This window comes from Rhodanobacter sp. OR87, from assembly GCF_000473345.1.
Lineage (GTDB): Bacteria > Pseudomonadota > Gammaproteobacteria > Xanthomonadales > Rhodanobacteraceae > Rhodanobacter > Rhodanobacter denitrificans.
In genome coordinates, this window is sequence record NZ_AXBJ01000001.1 from 13,510 (window position 1) to 33,734 (window position 20,225).

The 20,225-nt window shown below is 65.1% G+C and carries 21 protein-coding genes; 20 read left to right on the forward strand and 1 reads right to left on the reverse strand.

Annotated elements, in window-relative coordinates; translation table 11 throughout:
* Window positions 1-83: 83 nt before the first annotated feature.
* Window positions 84-2,042: a relaxase/mobilization nuclease and DUF3363 domain-containing protein gene (locus RHOOR87_RS0100085; RefSeq protein WP_027483886.1), complete on the forward strand. Its 1,959-nt coding sequence runs from the start codon at window positions 84-86 to the stop codon at window positions 2,040-2,042.
* 13 nt (window positions 2,043-2,055) lie between these two features.
* Here RHOOR87_RS0100085 and RHOOR87_RS0100090 read toward each other — a convergent pair whose 3' ends face one another.
* Window positions 2,056-2,931, reverse strand: coding sequence for a LysR family transcriptional regulator (locus tag RHOOR87_RS0100090; protein WP_027483887.1), 876 nt, complete (start codon window positions 2,929-2,931; stop codon window positions 2,056-2,058).
* Between the two features lie 102 nt (window positions 2,932-3,033).
* Here RHOOR87_RS0100090 and RHOOR87_RS0100095 point away from each other — a divergent pair, with 102 nt between their 5' ends.
* From RHOOR87_RS0100095 to RHOOR87_RS0100185, 19 genes are all read left to right on the forward strand, one after another.
* Window positions 3,034-3,930 carry an SDR family NAD(P)-dependent oxidoreductase gene (locus RHOOR87_RS0100095; RefSeq protein ID WP_027483888.1) on the forward strand — a complete coding sequence of 299 codons (897 nt, stop codon included), beginning with the start codon at window positions 3,034-3,036 and terminating at the stop codon, window positions 3,928-3,930.
* A gap of 43 nt (window positions 3,931-3,973) precedes the next feature.
* The gene (locus tag RHOOR87_RS0100100; protein WP_027483889.1) at window positions 3,974-5,047 is read left to right on the forward strand and encodes an alkene reductase; all 1,074 of its coding nucleotides are present in this window, start codon (window positions 3,974-3,976) and stop codon (window positions 5,045-5,047) included.
* A gap of 10 nt (window positions 5,048-5,057) precedes the next feature.
* Entirely contained in the window at window positions 5,058-5,795 is a 738-nt protein-coding gene (locus RHOOR87_RS0100105) for a pirin family protein (RefSeq protein ID WP_027483890.1), read from the forward strand.
* A gap of 18 nt (window positions 5,796-5,813) precedes the next feature.
* Window positions 5,814-6,401, forward strand: coding sequence for an isochorismatase family protein (locus RHOOR87_RS0100110; protein WP_027483891.1), 588 nt, complete (start codon window positions 5,814-5,816; stop codon window positions 6,399-6,401).
* A gap of 52 nt (window positions 6,402-6,453) precedes the next feature.
* The gene (locus RHOOR87_RS19650) at window positions 6,454-7,398 is read left to right on the forward strand and encodes a LysR family transcriptional regulator (RefSeq protein ID WP_081699970.1); all 945 of its coding nucleotides are present in this window, start codon (window positions 6,454-6,456) and stop codon (window positions 7,396-7,398) included.
* Entirely contained in the window at window positions 7,395-7,667 is a 273-nt protein-coding gene (locus tag RHOOR87_RS0100120) for an EexN family lipoprotein (protein WP_027483893.1), read from the forward strand. Before RHOOR87_RS19650 ends, RHOOR87_RS0100120 begins: the two co-directional genes overlap by 4 nt.
* A gap of 221 nt (window positions 7,668-7,888) precedes the next feature.
* The gene (locus RHOOR87_RS0100125; protein ID WP_027483894.1) at window positions 7,889-9,889 is read left to right on the forward strand and encodes a conjugal transfer protein TraG; all 2,001 of its coding nucleotides are present in this window, start codon (window positions 7,889-7,891) and stop codon (window positions 9,887-9,889) included.
* The gene (locus RHOOR87_RS0100130) at window positions 9,886-10,350 is read left to right on the forward strand and encodes a ribbon-helix-helix protein, CopG family (protein ID WP_027483895.1); all 465 of its coding nucleotides are present in this window, start codon (window positions 9,886-9,888) and stop codon (window positions 10,348-10,350) included. The genes RHOOR87_RS0100125 and RHOOR87_RS0100130 overlap by 4 nt, the downstream gene beginning before the upstream one ends.
* A complete protein-coding gene (gene trbB / locus RHOOR87_RS0100135) occupies window positions 10,347-11,375 on the forward strand; it encodes a P-type conjugative transfer ATPase TrbB (protein WP_027483896.1) in 1,029 nt (342 codons plus the stop codon). Before RHOOR87_RS0100130 ends, trbB begins: the two co-directional genes overlap by 4 nt.
* Window positions 11,372-11,752 (forward strand): TrbC/VirB2 family protein, encoded by a 381-nt coding sequence (locus RHOOR87_RS0100140; RefSeq protein ID WP_027483897.1) that lies wholly within the window; start codon window positions 11,372-11,374, stop codon window positions 11,750-11,752. The genes trbB and RHOOR87_RS0100140 overlap by 4 nt, the downstream gene beginning before the upstream one ends.
* Window positions 11,749-12,018, forward strand: coding sequence for a VirB3 family type IV secretion system protein (locus RHOOR87_RS0100145; RefSeq protein ID WP_027483898.1), 270 nt, complete (start codon window positions 11,749-11,751; stop codon window positions 12,016-12,018). The genes RHOOR87_RS0100140 and RHOOR87_RS0100145 overlap by 4 nt, the downstream gene beginning before the upstream one ends.
* 22 nt (window positions 12,019-12,040) lie before the next feature.
* The gene (gene trbE / locus RHOOR87_RS0100150) at window positions 12,041-14,503 is read left to right on the forward strand and encodes a conjugal transfer protein TrbE (RefSeq protein WP_027483899.1); all 2,463 of its coding nucleotides are present in this window, start codon (window positions 12,041-12,043) and stop codon (window positions 14,501-14,503) included.
* Entirely contained in the window at window positions 14,500-15,240 is a 741-nt protein-coding gene (gene trbJ / locus RHOOR87_RS0100155; RefSeq protein ID WP_027483900.1) for a P-type conjugative transfer protein TrbJ, read from the forward strand. The genes trbE and trbJ overlap by 4 nt, the downstream gene beginning before the upstream one ends.
* An 11-nt stretch (window positions 15,241-15,251) precedes the next feature.
* Complete coding sequence (locus RHOOR87_RS0100160) at window positions 15,252-15,578, forward strand: hypothetical protein (protein ID WP_027483901.1); 327 nt, start codon at window positions 15,252-15,254, stop codon at window positions 15,576-15,578.
* Complete coding sequence (gene trbL / locus RHOOR87_RS0100165; RefSeq protein WP_027483902.1) at window positions 15,575-16,927, forward strand: P-type conjugative transfer protein TrbL; 1,353 nt, start codon at window positions 15,575-15,577, stop codon at window positions 16,925-16,927. Before RHOOR87_RS0100160 ends, trbL begins: the two co-directional genes overlap by 4 nt.
* A gap of 12 nt (window positions 16,928-16,939) precedes the next feature.
* On the forward strand, window positions 16,940-17,644 hold the full coding sequence (gene trbF, locus RHOOR87_RS0100170; protein ID WP_027483903.1) for a conjugal transfer protein TrbF: 705 nt from the start codon (window positions 16,940-16,942) through the stop codon (window positions 17,642-17,644).
* Window positions 17,641-18,645 carry a P-type conjugative transfer protein TrbG gene (trbG, locus tag RHOOR87_RS0100175; protein WP_027483904.1) on the forward strand — a complete coding sequence of 335 codons (1,005 nt, stop codon included), beginning with the start codon at window positions 17,641-17,643 and terminating at the stop codon, window positions 18,643-18,645. The genes trbF and trbG overlap by 4 nt, the downstream gene beginning before the upstream one ends.
* A 2-nt stretch (window positions 18,646-18,647) precedes the next feature.
* Complete coding sequence (locus RHOOR87_RS0100180; RefSeq protein ID WP_027483905.1) at window positions 18,648-19,958, forward strand: TrbI/VirB10 family protein; 1,311 nt, start codon at window positions 18,648-18,650, stop codon at window positions 19,956-19,958.
* Window positions 19,955-20,191 carry a DUF2274 domain-containing protein gene (locus RHOOR87_RS0100185; RefSeq protein ID WP_027483906.1) on the forward strand — a complete coding sequence of 79 codons (237 nt, stop codon included), beginning with the start codon at window positions 19,955-19,957 and terminating at the stop codon, window positions 20,189-20,191. The genes RHOOR87_RS0100180 and RHOOR87_RS0100185 overlap by 4 nt, the downstream gene beginning before the upstream one ends.
* Window positions 20,192-20,225: the final 34 nt, after the last annotated feature.

Sequence of the window (20,225 nt, forward strand, 5' to 3'; positions counted from 1 at the left end):
GAGAGTGCGCAATGCCGCATCGGCATTGGCGAGAGCGCGTGCTTCGCCCGCTGGACTGCGCCGGTCTTGGATGGAGCCGCACCATGAGTCAGCGCGACGATGACCGTTTCCGCGTCCGTCCCGATGCGCCGAAACAGCGCGGCGATGCCTACGTCAACAAGGTGCTGAGGCAGGCCAACAAGGCCGGCGCGAAGCTCGGTAAGACAACCGGCAAGGTCGGCCAGCGACCCGGGTCACGGTTGGGCCGCGGCCATGTGGCGGCGCGCTTTGCCGGTCAGGGACTTGGGGCGAACGCCCGGCGCGTGACGATCAAGGTCCGGTTGGTGAATCTGGCACAGGCCGGGCCGCGTTCGACCTCCGCACACCTGCGCTACATCGAGCGCGAGGGCGTCGATCGCCAGGGCGGGCCGGGCCATGCCTACGGCCCGACGACCGACGCGACAGACACCGCCGCCTTCGAGGAACGCGGGCGCGAGGATCGACACCAGTTCCGTTTCATCGTCTCGCCAGAGGATGCCGAACAGCTCGATGATCTGCGCACCTACACCCGGCACCTGATGGCGCGCATGGAGGCTGACCTGGGCACGCGCCTGGACTGGGTGGCCGTGGATCATTGGAATACGGACAACCCGCATACGCATATCGTCCTGCGCGGCAAGGACGACACCGGAAAAGACCTCATCATTTCCCGCGACTACATCGCCCAAGGGATGCGCCATCGGGCTGCTGAACTCGCGACCGGGTGGCTGGGGCCGCGCACCGAACTGGAGATCCAGCGCGCCATGCAGCGTGAAGTCGATCAAGAGCGGTGGACAGGTCTGGATCGCACCTTGCAGCGCGAGGCCGTGGGAGGTCTGGTGCGGACAGAGACGCTGGCCGAACCCCGATTGCAACGACAGCGGCAGATGCTGATCGGCCGCCTGCAACGCTTGCAGCGTATGGGCCTGGCGACCGAGCAGCGGCCCGGCACGTGGTTCATCCATTCCAATGCTGAAACCACACTGCGGGCGATGGGCGAGCGTGGCGACATCATCCGTACCATGCAGCGGGCCATGAGCGGCCGGCAACGCGAGCTGACCGTGTTCCAGCCCGGCGAAGATGGCCGCACCATCGTTGGCCGTGTCGTCGGCAAGGGGCTGGCCGACGAGCTGTACGACAAGGGCTATCTGATCGTCGATGGCACGGACGGCAAGGCGCACTACGTCGCGCTTCCGCCGCGGTCGGAGCTGGAACAGTACCCGATCGGCGCGGTGGTGGAAGTAAAGAGCGCGGCCGACGTGCGCGCCGCCGACCGGAACATCGCCGCGCTGGCGGCCGATGGCATCTACCGCACCGACCACCACCTTGCCGTCGCGCAAGGCCACACCACGCCCGACCGCGAACCGCGCGAGGTAGTGGCCGCGCACGTTCGTCGGCTCGAAGCCCTGCGTCGCGCCGGCATCGTGGAGCGCGCGGCCGAAGGCGTTTGGCGCGTCCCTGGCGATCTGGTCGAACGCGGCCGCCAGTACGACGTCCAGCGCTTGGACGATGGTGTGGCGGTGGGGCTGAAATCGCACCTGCCCATCGAGCGGCAGGCCCGCGTGATCGGCGCGACCTGGCTGGATCAGCAATTGATCGGTGGCGGCAAGGGGCTGGGCGACCAGGGCTTTGGTGCCGAGGTGAAAGACGCGCTGCGCCAGCGTTCCGACTTCCTGACCGAACAGGGGCTGGCCGAGCGGCGCGGCCAGCGCGTGATCTTGGCGCGTAACCTGTTGACGACGCTGCGTGGACGCGAGCTGGCAAAGGCCGCGCAAGACATAGCAGCCGAAACCGGCTTGGAACATCGGCCGGTGGCCGACGGACAGCGCGCGGCCGGCATTTACCGGCGTAGCGTCATGCTTGCCAGCGGGTGCTACGCGATGCTTGATGACGGCACGGGGTTCAGCCTGGTGCCGTGGAGGCCAGTGATCAAGCAGCGGTTGGGGCAACAGCTTGCCGCGACGGTGCGTGGGGGTGGAGTGTCATGGGAAATCGGGCGACAGCGTGGATTGGGTGTTGCTTAATCCAACGCGCTTCCTAGCGCCCAAGGCGTTCTCGTAGAAACTCGATGAAGCGTTGCGTCTTCGCCGGCAGCAGGCGGGTTTCCGTCATCGCATAGACCGGCTGTGGCGTGCCGTGCCATTGCGGCATGATGCGCCGCAGCTTCCCGCTCACCAGCTCATCGGCAACGATTTCTTCGGGCAACAGGATGATGCCCATGTCGAGCGATGCCAGACGGCGAATCATGCCGACGCTGTTGAGCGAGAAGCGCCCGCCGACCGAAATCGTGGCGGTTTTCTTGCCATCGTGCAGCGTCCACGTACCCGCCCGCAGGATGTTGAAGCACTCGTGCTGCTCCAGCTCGGCGGGCTTGCTCGGCTCCCCCGACCGATCAAGGTAGCCGGGCGAGGCATACAGGTACGGCGTGAGCGTAGCCAACATGCGTGCGATCAGTTGCGAGTTCTCAGATTCGCCCATGCGGATCGCCACGTCGAAGGGTTCGCTGACCAGATCGACCCTGCGCGGCGTCAGGTCGAAGTCGAAGGTGATGCCGGGATAGAGGCTGGCGAACTCGGCGATCAGCGGCGTCAAGTAGGTCACGGCGAAATCCACCGGCAGCGAGGCGCGTAGCACACCGCTGGGCTGGGCCAGCATCTCACCCAACTGTTCGTGCGCCAGCCGTGCCTCATCCACGATGCGCTTGCATCGCTCGAAGTAAATCTGCCCGGCCTCGGTCAGCTCGATCCTGCGGGTCGTGCGATGCAGTAGGCGCAGCCCGATCGACTTCTCCAGTTCGCTGATCCGCCGCGACAGCGTTGAGTTCGGGATGCCCAGTACGTCGGCCGCGCTGCGGAAGCCCTTGGCTTTGACGACTTCGACGAACAACGCCATGTCTTTGAGGTAATCATCCATTCCTATTGCTCCAGTATTGGATCAATGTTATCCAAAATACCATCTTTATCCAGATGTGGAAGCGAACGATGATGCCTTTAATCGAGAACCAAGGGCATCATCATGAAGTTGGACAAGCGCGTGGAATGGCATCGACCGGATGCGTTCGCACTAGACATCAAAGACAAGCAAATTGCCGTCGTTGGCGGCACTGGCGGCATTGGCCGCGCCGAGAGCCGACATCTGGCTTCGCTCGGCGCCAACGTCATCGTCGTCGGGCAGACCTTCCGCGATGCGGGAACGCCACGCATCAAGTTCATCCAGGCCGACTTGGGCCTGATGCGTGAAGCACAGCGAGTCGCCGAAGAACTGCCGGCTGAAACGCTGGACATGGTGATCTTCACCACCGGGATCTTCGCCGCGCCGCAACGCCAGGAAACGGCGGAAGGCATCGAGCGCGATCTGGCCGTCAGCTACTTGAACCGGCTGGTCATCTTGCGAGCCATCGCGCCTCGGCTCGGAACTCAACGCCCCAACGCTCGGATGAAGCCGCGCGTGTTCCTGGTGGGTTATCCCGGCAGCGGTCAGATCGGCACGCCGGACGACCTCAACGCTGAGCGGTCCTACAAGGCGATGCCTGCGCACATGAATACTGTGGCCGGTAACGAAATGCTGGTACTCGATGCAGCCAAGCGGTATCCACACGCCACGTTCTTCGGCCTGAATCCCGGCCTCATCAAGACCAACATCCGCGACAACTTCTTCGGCAAAGACACGTTGAAGTCGCGCGTGATGGAAACGCTGATCGGCTGGTTCACGCCTACCGCTGACACCTACGCCGAACGCATCACGCCGCTGCTGTTTGCCCGCGAACTCGAACGCAATAGCGGCGCGATGTTCAACAACAAGGGCCAAGCCATCCTGCCATCGAACGGGCTGACTGAACAACACATCCGCAAGTTCATGGCCGCGTCCGAGTCATTGGCGGCCCGGACAGGCATCCAGCGCGCGGCCCCGTAGAAGACGGCAACTCTTTCCAACCACCACGTTCGAGGATTCCAGCATGACCACCGTATTCGATTCCGTCCGCCTTGGCCGCTACACCTTACCAAACCGTCTGGTGATGGCGCCGATGACCCGCAGCCGTGCGCAGTTCGACGGCACGCCGGGCGAACTGGCTGCCACCTACTACGCGCAGCGTGCCAGCGTCGGACTGATCGTGACTGAAGGCACCCAGCCGTCCGACGATGGCCAGGGCTACCTGACCACGCCGGGCATTTACACCGATGCACATGTCGCCGGCTGGAAGAAGACCACCGACGCCGTGCATGCCAAGGGCGGCCATATCTTCATCCAGCTCATGCACGCTGGGCGCATGTCGCACCCGGACAACACGCCGCACCACCGCCAGGGCGTTGCGCCGTCGGCGATCGCCCCTGGCACCGGCATGTTCACCGCCACCGGCATGCAGGACATTCCTGCGCCGCGCGCGCTGAGCACCGAGGAAGTGCGCCAGACCGTCGCCGACTTCGCTTTCTCGGCCCGCCGCGCCGTTGAAGCGGGTGCCGATGGCGTCGAAATTCACGGCGCGAACGCCTATCTGATTCAGCAGTTCTTCGCGCCCAGCGCCAACATGCGCACCGACGAGTATGGAGGCTCCATCGAGAACCGCGCCCGCTTCGCCATCGAGATTGCGCAGGCCATTGCCAAGGAAATCGGTGCGGATCGCACCGCCATCCGCCTGTCGCCCGGCACGACGATGTGGGGCATCGACGAAGGCGAGGAAGGCTCCGACCTGTACCGCTATCTGGTCGCCGAACTGGACAAGGTGGGACTGGCCTATGTGCATGTGATGCACCAGGGCAACGAGCCCTTGCTGGCCGACATTCGCAAGCTCTGGAAGGGCACGCTGATCCTGAACCGTCCGAGTCGCCCGCGCGAGCAGATCGGTGCCGACGTGGCTTCGGGTCTGGCCAATCTGGAAGCCTACGGCGCGATGGTGCTGGCGAACCCGGATTTCGTCGAACGGATCAAGACGAAGGCGCCAATGAACGAGCCGCACCGCGAAGGTTTCTTCGGTGGCGCGGAGAAGTTCTACATCGACTATCCGACCCTGCGCGAAGCTCAGGGCGCTTGAGGCTATCTCCATGTTCGTCATTGCTCCGCTCCAGCGCGCCAACCACGGCAGCCACTTCCGGGCCTGTGGCCTGCGTGGCGTGGCCGCGCTGATTGACCCGTTCATCGGCGTCGATCACGCCTGGATGAGCGCGCCGACGTTTCCGCCACATCCCCATGCTGGCATGTCGGCCGTGTCCTATCTGTTCCTCGATTCGGAAACGGGAATCGACAACCGCGACAACATCGGCACCCGCAACCTGATCCGTCCTGGTGGCCTGCACTGGACGACGGCCGGCCGCGGCATCGTTCACGAAGAAGTCCCGGCCGAAACCGGCAAGACCGTCCACTCTTTGCAAATCTTCGTGGACCTGCCGCCGGAGCGGAGGAACGTCGAACCGTTCCCATTGATGTTGGAGCCGCAGGACGTGCCGGTCGTGCAGTTGCCGGGTGTCAAGGTTCGCGTGCCTATCGGGAGCTTCGCGGATATGCGATCCCCGCTGACACCGCCGACCAACGTGACGATGCTCGACATATCGCTGGAAGAAGGTGCCGAATTGGTCGTGCCTATCGAAGCAGGCCATGCCGCCTTCGTCATGCCGATCTTCGGCACGGCGAGTGTGGATGGTCAGGATTTCGACCACAACGACCTTCGGCTGCCGGTCTTCCCGGCGGAACAGGCTCCCCGGGCCATCATCCTTCAGGCCCCCCACGGCTGCGCCAAGGCCATGCTGTTTTCTGGCCGACCGCTGCATTCCACTGCAACCTGACCCCCAAGGAGTTTCACCATGCCTTACGAACGATTCACCGGCGAAAACGCTGCCATGCTGTTGATCGACCACCAGGTCGGCACGATGAGCTGGGCCAAATCCATACCCTTCGAGGAGTTGAAGCGCAATGCGCTGATGCTTGCCAAGACCGCGAAGATCCTCAAGATACCGGTCGTGTTGACGTCCAGCATGGAGGAGTACGCGCAAGGACCGCTGCTTTCCGAACTGGAAGCCATACTGCCGGACGAGTTCGCCGCCCGCGTCAAGCGCCTGGGCATCGTCAATGCGATGGAGGATGAGAACTTCGCCGCAGCAGTCAGGGCGACTGGCCGCAAGAAGCTCATCATCGCCGGCGTGACCAACGACGTTTGCACGGTCTATCCCGCCCTCAGCCTCGTGAGCGATGGCTACGAGGTGCAGGTGGTAGCCGATGCCGGCGCGTCGCCCAGCAAGTTCGGCGACGACATGGCCCTGCGCCGCATGGAGAAGAACGGTGCGACGCTGACCAGCACCAACCAGGTGATCGCAGAACTGGCCGGCAACTGGGCGACGCCGGAGGGCACGCAAATCGTGTCGGAAGTGGTCATGCCGGCCTTGCAAGGCTGATAAACGCGGAGCGTCAACCACATGGAACCGCCATTGAAACTGCGGAGGGGAAATGGAGCTACGACATCTCCGCTGTTTCATGGCGGTTGCAGAGGAACTTCATTTTGCTCGTGCGGCGGAGAAGCTGCATATTGAGCAGTCGCCGCTATCACGTGCGATAAAGGAATTAGAAGAGGATCTTGGCGCTCAGCTATTTGCCCGCACCACCCGCAGTACCCGTCTGACGCGCGCGGGCCGGATGTTCTTGGAACACGTGCCTCGCGTCTTCTCCTCCTTGCAGCAGGCTCGGGACAGCGTAAAGGCCGCTGCCAACGGCTTCCACGGCCAGTTGCGCATCGCTTTGTCTGATGGAGTCACGCCGACTTGCTTCTCTTCCCTCTTGGCACTTTGCCGACAGGAAGAGCCTGAGATCGAGATTCGCTTGACCGAGGTTCCCTTATCGCAGCAGATAAAGGGACTGCACGAAGATCTCTACGACGCGGGGTTTGCTCAATTGGATGAAGTTGGAGATGGACTTGTTGCTGAGCCAGTTTGGCACGATCCATTGGTGGTGGCGGTGCCCGCACGTCATCCGTTGCTCGCCTACAAGCGCGTACCTTTGGACGAGATATTGCGCTATCCCTTGGCCCTCAGCGATGCGCAGATATGCGAAGGACATGCTCGCCAAGTTGATCGCGCTTTGCGTCAATCGAGTCTGGAGCCACTGATCGCCGAACGAGTTGTGTCGTTCGATCTGATGATGACCCTAGTGTCGGCAGGTTTTGCGCTGGGACTAGCTGGCGCGTCGCAGATTGCCGCCAGCCGTGAGCCCAGTGTGGTTGCTCGTCCACTTGCCGGCCGTTCGCACGTTCTCACGACTTACCTGTTGCGCGTGGGCAGCGAGCCATCAGATACCCTGGCTCGTTTCATCGAACGAGTCTTTGCTATTGATCCACCAAGAGGAAAAACCTCTGCTGCACTAGAACGAACTGATCCGCCGGAGGAGATCGAACCATGAAGATCATCCCGCTTCTGCTTACTGCAACGCTGGTGGCTTGCGGCAAAACCGGGCAGACCGAAACGGGCAACCACTCTGTATCGACCGAAACGGTGGACACCCTCGCAGCCAATCCCGAACGGTTGAAGGAACTGCGCGAGCAGTGCAAGACGGATCGCGCGAAGCTGGGTGACGAACTCTGCAACCGCGTGGCTGAGGCGACGAACCGCCGTTTCTTCGGCAACGGCAGTACGCCTTATACGCCACCGAAGGACTCGCCGAAGTTTTGATCGTCAGTTCCGCATCACCAATTTCCTGTTTTTCGCTTTTCACGCCGCAATGCGCTCTCGCTTGCGGCGTTTTTCATGCGTTCGCTCCTGCGCGAATCCTTGTTTTTTTCTCGTTATTTCTGCCGATAACGGTCTTTGACCGACCCTTGATCTGACTCCGATCCTCCCGGGTGCGGCACGTGTGTGTGCCGTGATTCGCACAGGAGAAAGCGGAGGCCGACATGCAGAGTCAAGGCGTGCTGTTCGGGCAGATTGCCGTCGTTTTCGGCATCGTGATCGCCGGCGTGTGGGCAGCCACACAATGGACAGCCGCCGCTCTGGGCTATCAGCTACGCCTTGGCTCGCCTTGGTTCGACTTCTTCAACACGCCGGTCTATCACCCCTGGCGGCTGTTCGAGTGGTGGTTCTTCTACGACGGCTATGCGCCCCGCGTTTTCGACAAGGGCGGCGTGATCGCGGGCGGCAGTGGTCTCGTTGCTGTGCTTGTCGCCATCGCCATGTCGGTCTGGCGATCGCGGCAGACCAAGCGCGTCACGACCTACGGCTCGGCGCGCTGGGCCAACGCCGGCGACATTCACAAGGCCGGCCTCGATCAGCCGGCCGGCGTGTTTCTCGGTCTGCACGAATGGCAGTACCTGCGCCATGAAGGCCCGGAACACGTTCTGACGTTCGCTCCGACGCGCTCTGGCAAGGGCGTGGGCTTGGTCATTCCCACGCTCCTGAGCTGGCCTGCGTCGGCTGTCATCCACGACATCAAGGGCGAGAACTGGAGCATCACCGCGGGCTGGCGCTCGCGCTTCTCGCACTGCCTGCTGTTCAACCCGACCGATGCGAAGTCGGCCGCGTACAACCCGCTGCTGGAAGTGCGACGTGGCGCGCATGAAGTGCGCGACGTACAGAACATCGCCGACATCCTCGTCGATCCCGAAGGTGCGCTGGAGCGGCGCAACCACTGGGAGAAGACCAGTCACGCGCTGCTGGTCGGCGCCATCCTGCATGTGCTCTACGCAGGTGAGGACAAGACGCTGCGTGGCGTCGCCAATTTCCTGTCCGATCCCGCGTGCCCGTTCGAGCTGACGCTGCACCGGATGATGACAACGCGGCACCTGGGGAAGGTCCCGCATCCCGTCGTCGCTTCTGCCGCGCGCGAGGTGTTGAACAAGTCGGACAACGAACGCTCGGGCGTGCTGTCCACGGCCATGTCGTTTCTCGGCCTGTACCGCGATCCGACCGTGGCCGAAGTCACCTCGCGTTGCGACTGGCGTATCGCGGATCTCATTTCCGCCGAACATCCGATCTCGCTCTACCTCGTGGTGCCGCCATCGGACATCAGCCGCACCAAACCACTGGTGCGGCTGATTCTCAACCAGATCGGACGGCGGCTGACCGAATCGCTTGACGGCAGCGACGGCATCGCGCGTCGTCACAAGTTGCTCTTGATGCTCGACGAGTTTCCGGCACTCGGCCGGCTCGATTTTTTCGAGACGGCGTTGGCGTTCATGGCCGGCTACGGCATCCGCAGTTTCCTCATCGCGCAGTCGCTCAACCAGATCGACAAAGCCTACGGCCAGAACCATTCGATCCTGGACAACTGCCATGTGCGCGTGACGTTCGCCACGAACGACGAACGCACCGCCAAGCGCATTTCCGAAACACTGGGCACTGCGACCGAACTGCGCGCGCAGCGCAACTACGCCGGCCATCGACTTTCTCCCTGGCTCGGGCACCTGATGGTGTCGCGGCAGGAGACGGCGCGCCCGCTGCTCACACCCGGCGAAGTGATGCAGCTCCCGCCCGATGAGGCCGTGGTGATGGTGTCCAGTGTGGCGCCGATCAAGGCGAAGAAGCTGCGCTATTACGCCGACGCCAACTTCAAGCGGCGCGTGCAACCGCCGCCCGCGCTCGCGTCCGGCCCCTACGCCGATGCGCCACCGCTGCGGCCCGACGACTGGAGCGCACTGGCAATTCCTGTCGTACCGGCCACGCCTGCCGCCGAATCGGTCGAAGGCTTCGCGGCCAGCGCCGATGACGGCGGCCCGCGCCGGCAACCGGAGCTATCCAAAATCGCCGAATACCACTCGGAGCCGACACCGACCGCCAACGACCTGGTGTTGCTCGATGACGACGACCTGCCGCTGCCGCTTCCTCGCCAGTTCGATCCGGCCATGCAGCGCACGGCCCGGCTGGCCTCCCTCGACCCCGACGACGGACTCCAGCTATGAGCCAGTACCGCCTCAATCTGTTCATTTCGCCTGAACACGCCAAACGGCTCGACGAGCTGGCCGCGAAGAAAGGCGTATCCAAGTCGTCCATCGTCGCGGCGGCGCTGGCGTCGTGGCTTTCGCCCGACGCGGGCGACCAGCGTGAGGCGGCCATCGCCAAACGGCTGGATCGACTGTCGCGCCAGTTCGAGAAGCTGGAGCGCGACCAGAACATCGAGATCGAGACGTTGGCGCTGTTCGTGCGCTACTTCCTGACGGTCAGTACGCCGGTTCCCGAAGCGCATCAGGACGCGGCCCGCGCGCAGGGCAAGGCACGTTTCGAGCAGTTCGTCGAACAGCTCGGCCGCCACCTGATGCGCGGGCGCAGCCTGGTGCGCGACGTGGTGGAGGAACTGCATCCCGACACCGCGCGACTGGACGATGCGGCGGCGCTGGCCGAGGCCGAGGAGCGTGCGCCATGAGCGCCATGCCACAGTCCTTCGCCACCACCTCGCTCGATCGGCGTATTCGCATGCTGCGCACGGCGATGGGACCGCTGATCGCCGCCGCGCTCGAAGATCCGGACGTGGTGGAAATCATGCTCAACCCCGACCACACGCTTTGGGTCGATCGCCTGTCCTCGGGCCGCGCACCGCTGGGCGCGGAACTGTCCGAGGAGGACGGCGAACGCATCATCCGCCTGGTCGCCGCGCACGTCGGCGCGGAGGTACATCGCGGCCAACCGCTTCTGACCGCCGAGCTACCCGAGACGGGTGAGCGCTTCGAAGGCATCTTGCCGCCGGCAGCTCCCGGCCCGGCCTTCGCGCTGCGCAAGCGCGCCGTGGGCGTGATCCCGTTGGACCGCTACGTCACCGACGGAATGATGACCACTGAGCAGGCTGAGTTCCTGCGCCATGCGGTGCGCGAGCGCCAGAACATCCTGATCGCCGGCGGCACCAGTACCGGCAAGACGACACTGGCCAACGCGCTGCTTGCCGAAATCGCCGCCACCGGCGACCGCGTGCTCGTGCTCGAAGACACGGTGGAACTGCAATGCACCGCACGTGACCACGTGCCGCTGCGCACGCGCGCGGGCGTCGTGTCCATGACCGAGCTGGTGCGCGCCACGATGCGGTTGCGCCCCGATCGCGTGATTGTCGGCGAGGTGCGCGGCGGCGAGGCGCTCGATCTCATCAAGGTGTGGGGCACAGGCCATCCGGGCGGCATCGCCACCATCCACGCCGGCTCCGCCGTGGGCGCCTTGCTGCGTCTGGAGCAACTGATTCTCGAAGTCGCCGTAAACCCGCCGCGCGCACTGATCGCCGAGGCGGTCAACGTCGTGGTCCACATCGCCGGTCGCGGCCGTCGGCGTCGCATCGAAAGCATTGCCCACGTTGTCGGCTTCGACGGCATCGGCTACCGCCTTGCGGATGCGTTGGAAACACCCAACCCGCCCGCATCCGCCATCGCTTCCCCGTCCCCTGAACCTTCTGGAGAACTGCCATGACGCAGAGTGCTGCTGCTTTCCGTGTTTCCGTAAATCCGGTTCCGTGCCTTTCGCGCCTGCGTCGCCTGGCCGCTCCCGCGCGCCACGGGCTGCTGTCGGCCGCCGCGATGCTGCTGATGGCCGGCACCGCGAAGGCGAGTGGTTCCAACATGCCGTGGGAATCGCCGCTGCAATCCATTCTGGAGTCCATCCAGGGGCCGGTTGCCCGCATCGTCGCCGTCATCATCATCATTTCCACGGGGCTGGCGCTGGCCTTCGGTGACACCTCGGGCGGCTTTCGCAAGCTGATTCAGATCGTCTTTGGCCTGTCCATCGCGTTCGCCGCGTCCTCGTTCTTCCTGTCGTTCTTCAGCTTCTCCGGCGGGGCCGTCGTATGAACACGGCCGACACGCTACCGGGCTTCGAGGTGCCGCTGCACCGATCGCTGACCGAGCCGATCCTGCTGGGCGGTGCGCCGCGTACCGTGGCGATCGCTAACGGCACGCTGGCCGCCGCCGTGGGCCTGGGCCTGCAACTCTGGATTCCCGGCCTCGTGCTCTGGATCGTCGGCCATTCACTGGCGGTGTGGGGCGCGCGCGTCGATCCGCAGTTCATGCAGGTGTTCGCCAAGCACCTGCGGCACAAGCCGCTGCTGGACGTGTGAGGCGAATCATGGAGATGCAGCCATGCTGAACCTCGCCGAATATCGCCAACGTCCGGCGCTGCTCGCCGACTGGCTGCCGTGGGCAGGCCTCGTCGCGCTTGGCGTCGTGCTCAACAAGGACGGTAGTTTCCAGCGCACGGCGCGCTTTCGCGGGCCAGACCTGGACAGCGCCACGCAAGGCGAGCTGATCGCCACGTCCGCGCGCTTGAACAATGCGTTGCGCCGGCTCGGCGCCGGCTGGGCACTGTTCATCGAGGCCGAACGCCGACCCGCCGCGCACTATCCGCCATCGGATTTCCCCGAGCCGCTGTCCTGGCTCGTGGACGAGGAGCGGCGCGCAACCTTCGAGGAATCGGGCAACCACTTCGAGAGCGGCTATCACGTCACGTTCGCCTACCTGCCGCCGGAAGAATCCCGTGCCCGCGCGGCCAGGCTGCTCTACGAGAACACCGCGACCCGCGGCGTGGACTGCCGCGAACGGCTCGCCGCCTTCGCCACGGAAACCGACCGGGTGTTCGATCTGCTCGACGGTGTGATGCCGGAAATCGCCTGGCTCGACGACAGCGAAACGCTCACGTATCTGCACGCCACCATCTCGGCCCGGCGCTACGGCGTCGGCGTGCCCGAGGTGCCGTTCCATCTCGACGCGCTGCTGGCCGACGCGCCGCTCATCGGCGGCCTCGCGCCGATGCTGGGCGACCAGCATCTTCGCGTCGTGACCGTGCGGGGTTTTCCGACCTCGACCTGGCCGGGGATTCTGGACGATCTCAACCGGTTGGGCTTTGCCTATCGTTGGAGCACGCGCTTTCTCTGCATGGACAAGGCCGAGGCCGAGAAGGAACTCGGCCGCCTGCGCCGGCAATGGTTCGCCAAGCGCAAGAACGTCATCGCACTGCTGCGCGAAACGATCTTCCAGCAGGAATCGCCGCTGGTCGATACCGACGCGAGCAACAAGGCAGCCGATGCGGATGCCGCGATGCAGGAGCTGGGCAGCGATCAGGTCGCCTATGGCTACGTCACGGCCACCGTGACGGTGTTCGATGTCGACGCGGCCGTGGCCGACGAAAAGTTGCGCCAGGTGGAACGCGCCATCCAGGGGCGGGGTTTCGTCACCATCCCCGAAACACTCAATGCGGTGGAGGCGTGGCTGTCGTCGGTGCCGGGCAATGCCTATGCGAATGTGCGTCTGCCCATCGTCTCGACGCTGAACCTCGCGCACCTGATGCCGGTGTCGGCGGTCTGGGCCGGCCCGGAGAAGAACGCGCACCTGGACGGCCCGCCCTTGATCGTCACCCGTACCGAGGGCGCGACGCCGTTCCGACTCGTGACGCACATCGGCGACGTGGGCCATACCCTCGTCGTCGGGCCGACCGGCATGGGCAAGTCGGTGCTGCTCGCCACACTGGCGATGCAGTTTCGCCGCTATCCCGGCTCGCGCATCTTCGCGTTCGACATGGGCCGCTCGATGCGGGCGACGGCGCTGGGCCTGGGCGGCGAATACTACGACCTCGGCGCCGATGGCGCGATCGCCTTCCAGCCACTCGCGCGCATTGACCAGGACAGCTACCGCACCTGGGCCGCCGAATGGGTCGAAGGTCGCCTGTCGCACGAAGGCGTCACTGTCGGCCCCGACGAGAAGGTGGCCATCTGGTCGGCGCTGGGCAGCCTCGCCGGTGCGCCACTCGAACAGCGCACGCTCACCGGCTTATCGGTGCTGCTGCAATCGAACGCGCTGCGCCAGGCACTCGCGCCCTATGTGCTCGGCGGCGCGCACGGCAAGCTGCTCGATGCCGACCACGACCGGCTCGGTGCGGCCGACGTGCAGTGCTTCGAGATGGAAGAACTGATGCACAGCAAGGCGGCGGTGCTGGCCGTGCTGGGGTATCTCTTCGCGCGTTTCGACGAGCGTTTCGATGGCGCACCGACACTCTTGATCCTCGACGAATCGTGGCTCTTTCTCGATGACCTGGTGTTCGCCGCGCGCATCCGGCAATGGCTCAAGACGCTGCGCAAGAAGAACGTCAGCGTCATTTTCGCTACGCAGTCGCTCGCGGACATCAAGGACTCGAGCATTGCACCCGCGATCATCGAGAGCTGCGCCAGTCGCATCTTCCTGCCGAACCCGCAGGCGACCGAACCGCAGATTCGCACGATCTACGAAGGCTTCGGGCTGAACAGCCGCCAGATCGAGATCGTCGCCACCGCGCAGCCCAAGCGCGACTACTACTACCAATCCAGAGCTGGCAATCGCCTGTTCGACCTCGACCTGGGGCCGGTCACGCTCGCCTTCGCGGGCGCATCCACACCGCAAGACCAGCGAGACATTGACCGCGTGCTGGCGCAGACCGGCACACCCGGTTTCGCCGACGCGTGGCTGCGCCATCGCGGCCTCGATTGGGCGGCCGACCTGCTGCCCGACTTTCCAGGGCAGGCACCACCGGCCGCGTCCTTCCTCGCTTTCCCACCGTTGGAGACTTCGCCATGACGATCCGCCTTCGCTGCCTCTCGTTCGCCCTCGCTGTCGCCGGGTTGCTCGGCGTCGCCTCCACCGCACGGGCGCAGTGGGTCGTCATCGACCCGACCAACCTCGTGCAGAACACGATGACCGCGGCGCGCACGCTGGAGCAGATCAATAACCAGATTCGGCAGCTCCAGAACGAAGCGCAGTCGTTGATGAATCAGTCGCGCAACCTGGCGAGCCTGCCGTTCAACGTAGCGAGCCAGTTGCGCACGAACCTGGCAAATACCCAGCAGCTCATCGCGCAGGCACAGGGGCTGGCGTTCCAGGTGCAGGGGATGGACCAGCAGTTCGCGCAGTTGTACCCGCAGCAGTACGCCGCGACCGTGAGCGGCGACCAGATGGTCCAGGACGCGCACCAGCGCTGGCAGAACACGCTCAATGGCTTGCAAACCACGATGCAGATGCAGGCGCAGGTGTCGCAGAACATCACCGCCGATGCAGGTGTCATGTCCGACCTCGTGGGCCAGAGCCAGTCGGCCACCGGCGCCTTGCAGGCCATGCAGGCGACCAATCAGCTTCTGGCCTTGCAGGCGAAGCAGACCAGCGAGTCGCAGCAGCTCCAGCTCACGCAAGGCCGCGCGGCGGCGCTGGAACTGGCGCGGCAGGCCGCCACCGTCGAGCAGGGGCGCGTCATCACGCAGCGCTTCCTCGGCACCGGCACGCCGTACACGCCGCAGACCGTGAACTTCTACGGCAACTGAGGGAGGCGGTCATGACTCGCGCGCCTGCCTTATTTGCTGCTCACTTCGCTGTCGCCTGCCTGCTGACCGGGTGCGACCGGATGCAGGCGCTGTCGGTCGATGCGCTGGCCGCCGGTCCGGCGCGGCTGCACCGGCTGCTCGCGCAGTGCCGCCGTGGCGAACACGATGTCGCGTTCTGCGCGCGCGTCGATCAGGCCGACTTGCAGCGCTTCATGTCGGGCAGGACCGGGCCGGACGAATACCACACGCTGGACGAACTGCCTGCGGCCATCCCGCCCAGCTTCGACGGCCCCAGCTCCGGCGCGGGTTCCAATGTTTCGGCGGAGGCGCGGCGATGAACGACGTTTCCATCATCGACCACTTCCTCAACGTCTTCTCGACCTACATCGATTCCGGCTTTGGGCTGCTGCATGGCGAAGTCGCGTTTCTGACCGCGACGCTGGTGGCGATCGACATGACGCTCGCTGGCCTCACCTGGGCGCTGGGACACGCCGCCGGCCAGGGCGAAGACGTGATGGCCAAGCTCATCCGCAAGGTGCTCTACGTCGGTGCCTTCGCCTACATCATCGGCAACTTCAACTGGCTGGCGGGCATCGTCTTCCGCTCGTTCGCGGGCCTGGGCCTAACGGCCACTGGCTCGACCGTGAGCATGGATACGTTCCTGCAGCCGGGCCATCTCGCCAAGACCGGCATCGACGCCGGTATGCCGATCCTCAAACAGATCAACCAGATGGCCGGGTTCCCCGAGGTGTTCATCAACCTCACGCCCATCGTCGTGATGTTCCTCGCCTGGTTCACGGTCATCGTCTGCTTCTTCGTGCTCGCGGTGCAGCTTTTTATCACGCTGATCGAGTTCAAGCTGACCACGCTCGCCGGCTTCGTGCTGGTGCCGTTCGCGCTCTGGAACAAAACCGCGTTCCTCGCCGAAAAGGTGCTCGGCAACGTGGTGTCGGCGGGCATCAAGGTGCTGGTGCTCGCCGTCATCGTCGGCATCGGAACGGGTCTCTTTGCGCAGTTTCTGCCCATGCCTGCCGAGCCGTCCATCGACCACGCGCTGGTCGTGATGCTGGCCTCGCTCGCCATGCTCGCGCTGGGCATCTTCGGGCCGGGCATTGCGACGGGTCTGGTGTCCGGCGCGCCGCAGCTCGGTGCGGGCGCGATGGCGGGCGCTGCCGTGGGCGCCGTCGGTGCCGCAATTGGCGTGGGCGCGGCGGCTACTGGCGTCGGCGCCGCCGTCGTAGCCGGAGCGCGTATGGCGCCGGCGGCCGCAAGCGCCATCGGCAGCGGCGCGCGGGCGGCCACCGCGACGGCGGGCAGTGCGCGCTCGGCCTACCAGGCCGGTTCCGCCGCAGCCGGCGGCGGCCTCAAGGGCGCGGCGGCCGGCGTGGGCAATGTCGCCAAGAGCGGCGCGCAGGCCGCCGGGCAGAAGGTCGCTTCCGGCGCGCGGGCGTTCGGCGAACGCACCGCGTCGGCCTTCCGAGGCGAGAGCCGAGCCGAGGCCGATGCCAGCGCTCCGGAAGGCGGCGCATCGGGCGTCACGCCCGATGCCAAACAACCCGCCTGGGCCAAGCGCCTGCATCGACGCCAGCAGATCAGCCATGCCGCCACGACGGCCGCGCACACGCTGCGCGGTGGTGACGGTGGTGGCTCCGCACAAGGCCCGAGTCTGGGTGATTCCGATTCGTAAGGAGAACGACCTATGCGATTCAAGCGACCGCAGGTGCGCTACGCCAGTACGCCGCAGCCTGCCACCCCTTATCAGTCTGCGGCGCAGATCTGGGACGAGCGCATCGGCTCGGCCCGCGTGCAGGCGAAGAACTGGCGATGGATGGCCTTCGGCTGTTTGGTGCTCGCCGTGCTGATGGCCGGCGGCCTCGTCTGGCGCTCGGCGCAATCCATCGTCACGCCCTACGTGATCGAGGTCGATCACGCCGGCCAGGTGCGCACGGTCGGCGAAGCCACCACGCCTTACAGGCCGGCGGATGCACAGATCGCCTATCACCTGGCGCAGTTCATCACGCTGGTGCGTTCGCTCTCCGTCGACCCGGTCGTGGTGCGGCATAACTGGCTCGACGCCTACGACTACACCACCGACCGCGGTGCGGCTGTGCTCAACGACTACGCGCGCACACACGATCCGTTCGCGCGCGTGGGCAAGGAGTCGGTGACCGTGCAGATCACCAGCGTCACGCGCGCGAGCGACACGTCGTTCAATGTGCGCTGGATTGAACAGCACTTCGTCAATGACGCGCCCGCTAGCACCGAGCGCTGGAACGCCGTGATTTCCATTGTTCTGCAAACCCCACGCACCGAACAGCGCCTGCGCAAGAACCCGCTGGGCATCTACGTCAACGGCCTGTCGTGGAGCCGCGAACTGGATGTGTCCCAAGGAGCCAAGCCATGAAACTATCTTTCCGCGATCAATTTCATCGCAGCTATGCCGTCGTGTTGATGCTTGCGGCCCTGACGGGTTGCGCCACGCAGGGCAAGCCGCCACCGCGCATCTCGCTCGACGAGCCGATGGCCGCGCAGCCGCTGCCCGAACTGCCCAAGCCCATCGAAGTGGTGGAAGTGCCGAAGGTGTTGCCGATGCCGGGGCAGTTGAAGCCGCTGCCCGACGCGAGCGATGCCAAACCCGCGCCCGAACCCGCCGACGAAACCGTGCGTGTCACGCGCGCCAACGCCGAGGCGCGCATGGAACCCACGCGCGAGGGCTACGTCAATGCGATCCAGGTCTGGCCGTTCACCGACGGCGCGCTGTATCAGGTCTATGCCGCGCCCGGCCGCGTGACGGTCATTTCCTTGCAGCCGGGCGAGGAGCTGGTGACGGTCGCCGCCGGCGACACGGTGCGCTGGATCGTCGGCGACACGTCCAGCGGCACCGGCGATGCGCTGCGCGTGAACGTGTTGGTCAAGCCCATCCGCTCCGGCCTGAAAACCAATCTGGTCATCACCACCAGCCGCAGGACGTACCTGCTGGAACTGACTTCGACTGAGAAGGCATGGATGGCGTCGGTGTCCTGGGAGTACCCGAAAGACCAGATGCTCGCCTTGCAGCGCCAGGATCAGGCCGCGCAGGCGGCCGCACCCATCGATGCCGGGTTGTCGCTGGACAAGATCCATTTCCGCTACGCGATCAGCGGCAGTAATCCGCCGTGGAAGCCGCTGCGCGCCTTCGACGATGGCGAGAAGGTCTATATCCAGTTTCCCGCCGGCATCGCCCAGGGCGAGCTGCCGCCGCTCTTCGTCATCGGCCCGCAGGGCGACGGCCAGCTGGTGAACTACCGTTTCCGTTCGCCGTACTACATCGTGGATCGCCTCTTCGGCGCGGCCGAACTGCGGCTCGGCGGTGGCAAGGGCGACGTGGTGCGCATCGAGCGCACCGATGGCACGCGGGGGAACTGACCATGAGCCAGGACGACACCCCGGACGCCCCCATGCCTAACGCGGCTCCGAAGGTCGCACCGGAGAGCATGACGCTGCGCTCGCAGCCGCGTCCGGTGACACGACTGAACCGGCGCACGCTGGCGTTCCTGAGCGGCGGCTTGGGCGTGGCCGTGATCGGGGCCACCTTCTGGTCGTTGCAGCCTCATCGACACGCCGGCAACGCACCGACCGAGCTTTACAACGTCGATCGCGTGGCGCGCTCCGAAGAACTCGACCAGCTTCCGAAAGATTATTCCGGCTTGCCGCCCAAGCCGGCGGCCAGCGTGCCGACACTGGGGCCCCCGCTGCCGGGCGATCTGGGGCCGGCCATCGTCCAGTCGCAGCAGCCACCGCCGTTGCCCAATACATCGCCCGGGCAAGACTCGGCAGCCGCCGAGCGCGACGCACTGCGCAAGGAAGCCGAAGCCGCCGCCGGGTCATCGGTGTTCTTCCGTACCGGCAATCAGACGAGTAGTCAGCATGCCGCAGTTGCGCCTGCGGCATTGGCGGCCACTCCACCGACAAGCAGTCTGGCGGCCTTCGATCCGCAGGCCGCCGGCCCGGCCTCGACGGCAGCGCAGCCCAACGATCCGACGACCGTGCAGAACCGGCAGGGCCAGAAGGAAGCGTTCATGGCCAAGGGCGGCGATAACGCCACGAGCAACAGCGGCACCTTGCAGACACCGGCCTCGCCGTACACCGTGATGGCCGGCACCGTCATTCCGGCAGCACTGGTGACGGGCATCAATTCCGACTTGCCGGGATCGATCATTGCCGAGGTGACGCAGCCGGTGTACGACAGCGCGACCGGGCGGTATCTGCTGATTCCGCAAGGCTCGCGACTGATCGGACGCTACGACAGCCAGGTGGCGTTCGGGCAGCGGCGCATGCTGCTGGTCTGGTTGCGTCTGGTGCTGCCCGATGCCTCGTCGATCGCGCTCGACAAGCTGCCTGGTATCGACCCGGCGGGCTATGCGGGCCTGGAAGACGGCGTGGACTGGCACTGGGGCCGCATCCTGGCCGGCGCGGCCTTGTCCACGCTGCTCGGCGTCAGCTCCGAGATGGCGATGTCGAATCAGGGCAACCTCAATAACGGCAACACGGTGATTGCGCTGCGCGACAGCGCGCAGGACACGGCCAATCAGGTCGGCCAGGAAATCACGCGCCGTAACCTGAGCGTTCAGCCGACACTGACGGCGCGGCCGGGTCTCCCGGTAGAGGTGATGGTCAACAAGGACATGGTGCTGCGACCGTATCAGCCGCTGTTCTTCCAGCGGGGAAGTTCACGATGAGCACGACGCGTAAGCTGCGACTGGGGCCGCTGCCGAAAATGGAAAGTATCAAGCTCACCTTTGCGTGTCCGGTTGCGCTGAAGGCTGACCTCGACCGCTACGCCGCTCTGCACGCGCAGGCATACGGCGAAGCGGTCGATGCGACCACGCTGATTCCTCACATGCTGGAAGCCTTTATCGCGGGGGATCGCGAGTTCAGACGGGGCAGGGGAGTCAATGGGCGGTCGTCGTAGGTAGTTTACCGGAGCAATCGGCCCATGCGCGCCA

Coding starts and splice junctions, on each gene's coding strand:
- RHOOR87_RS0100085 (WP_027483886.1), top strand. CDS start 84: ATGAGTCAGCGCGACGATGACCGTTTCCGCGTCCGTCCCGATGCGCCG.
- RHOOR87_RS0100090 (WP_027483887.1), bottom strand. CDS start 2,931: ATGGATGATTACCTCAAAGACATGGCGTTGTTCGTCGAAGTCGTCAAA.
- RHOOR87_RS0100095 (WP_027483888.1), top strand. CDS start 3,034: ATGAAGTTGGACAAGCGCGTGGAATGGCATCGACCGGATGCGTTCGCA.
- RHOOR87_RS0100100 (WP_027483889.1), top strand. CDS start 3,974: ATGACCACCGTATTCGATTCCGTCCGCCTTGGCCGCTACACCTTACCA.
- RHOOR87_RS0100105 (WP_027483890.1), top strand. CDS start 5,058: ATGTTCGTCATTGCTCCGCTCCAGCGCGCCAACCACGGCAGCCACTTC.
- RHOOR87_RS0100110 (WP_027483891.1), top strand. CDS start 5,814: ATGCCTTACGAACGATTCACCGGCGAAAACGCTGCCATGCTGTTGATC.
- RHOOR87_RS19650 (WP_081699970.1), top strand. CDS start 6,454: ATGGAGCTACGACATCTCCGCTGTTTCATGGCGGTTGCAGAGGAACTT.
- RHOOR87_RS0100120 (WP_027483893.1), top strand. CDS start 7,395: ATGAAGATCATCCCGCTTCTGCTTACTGCAACGCTGGTGGCTTGCGGC.
- RHOOR87_RS0100125 (WP_027483894.1), top strand. CDS start 7,889: ATGCAGAGTCAAGGCGTGCTGTTCGGGCAGATTGCCGTCGTTTTCGGC.
- RHOOR87_RS0100130 (WP_027483895.1), top strand. CDS start 9,886: ATGAGCCAGTACCGCCTCAATCTGTTCATTTCGCCTGAACACGCCAAA.
- trbB (WP_027483896.1), top strand. CDS start 10,347: ATGAGCGCCATGCCACAGTCCTTCGCCACCACCTCGCTCGATCGGCGT.
- RHOOR87_RS0100140 (WP_027483897.1), top strand. CDS start 11,372: ATGACGCAGAGTGCTGCTGCTTTCCGTGTTTCCGTAAATCCGGTTCCG.
- RHOOR87_RS0100145 (WP_027483898.1), top strand. CDS start 11,749: ATGAACACGGCCGACACGCTACCGGGCTTCGAGGTGCCGCTGCACCGA.
- trbE (WP_027483899.1), top strand. CDS start 12,041: ATGCTGAACCTCGCCGAATATCGCCAACGTCCGGCGCTGCTCGCCGAC.
- trbJ (WP_027483900.1), top strand. CDS start 14,500: ATGACGATCCGCCTTCGCTGCCTCTCGTTCGCCCTCGCTGTCGCCGGG.
- RHOOR87_RS0100160 (WP_027483901.1), top strand. CDS start 15,252: ATGACTCGCGCGCCTGCCTTATTTGCTGCTCACTTCGCTGTCGCCTGC.
- trbL (WP_027483902.1), top strand. CDS start 15,575: ATGAACGACGTTTCCATCATCGACCACTTCCTCAACGTCTTCTCGACC.
- trbF (WP_027483903.1), top strand. CDS start 16,940: ATGCGATTCAAGCGACCGCAGGTGCGCTACGCCAGTACGCCGCAGCCT.
- trbG (WP_027483904.1), top strand. CDS start 17,641: ATGAAACTATCTTTCCGCGATCAATTTCATCGCAGCTATGCCGTCGTG.
- RHOOR87_RS0100180 (WP_027483905.1), top strand. CDS start 18,648: ATGAGCCAGGACGACACCCCGGACGCCCCCATGCCTAACGCGGCTCCG.
- RHOOR87_RS0100185 (WP_027483906.1), top strand. CDS start 19,955: ATGAGCACGACGCGTAAGCTGCGACTGGGGCCGCTGCCGAAAATGGAA.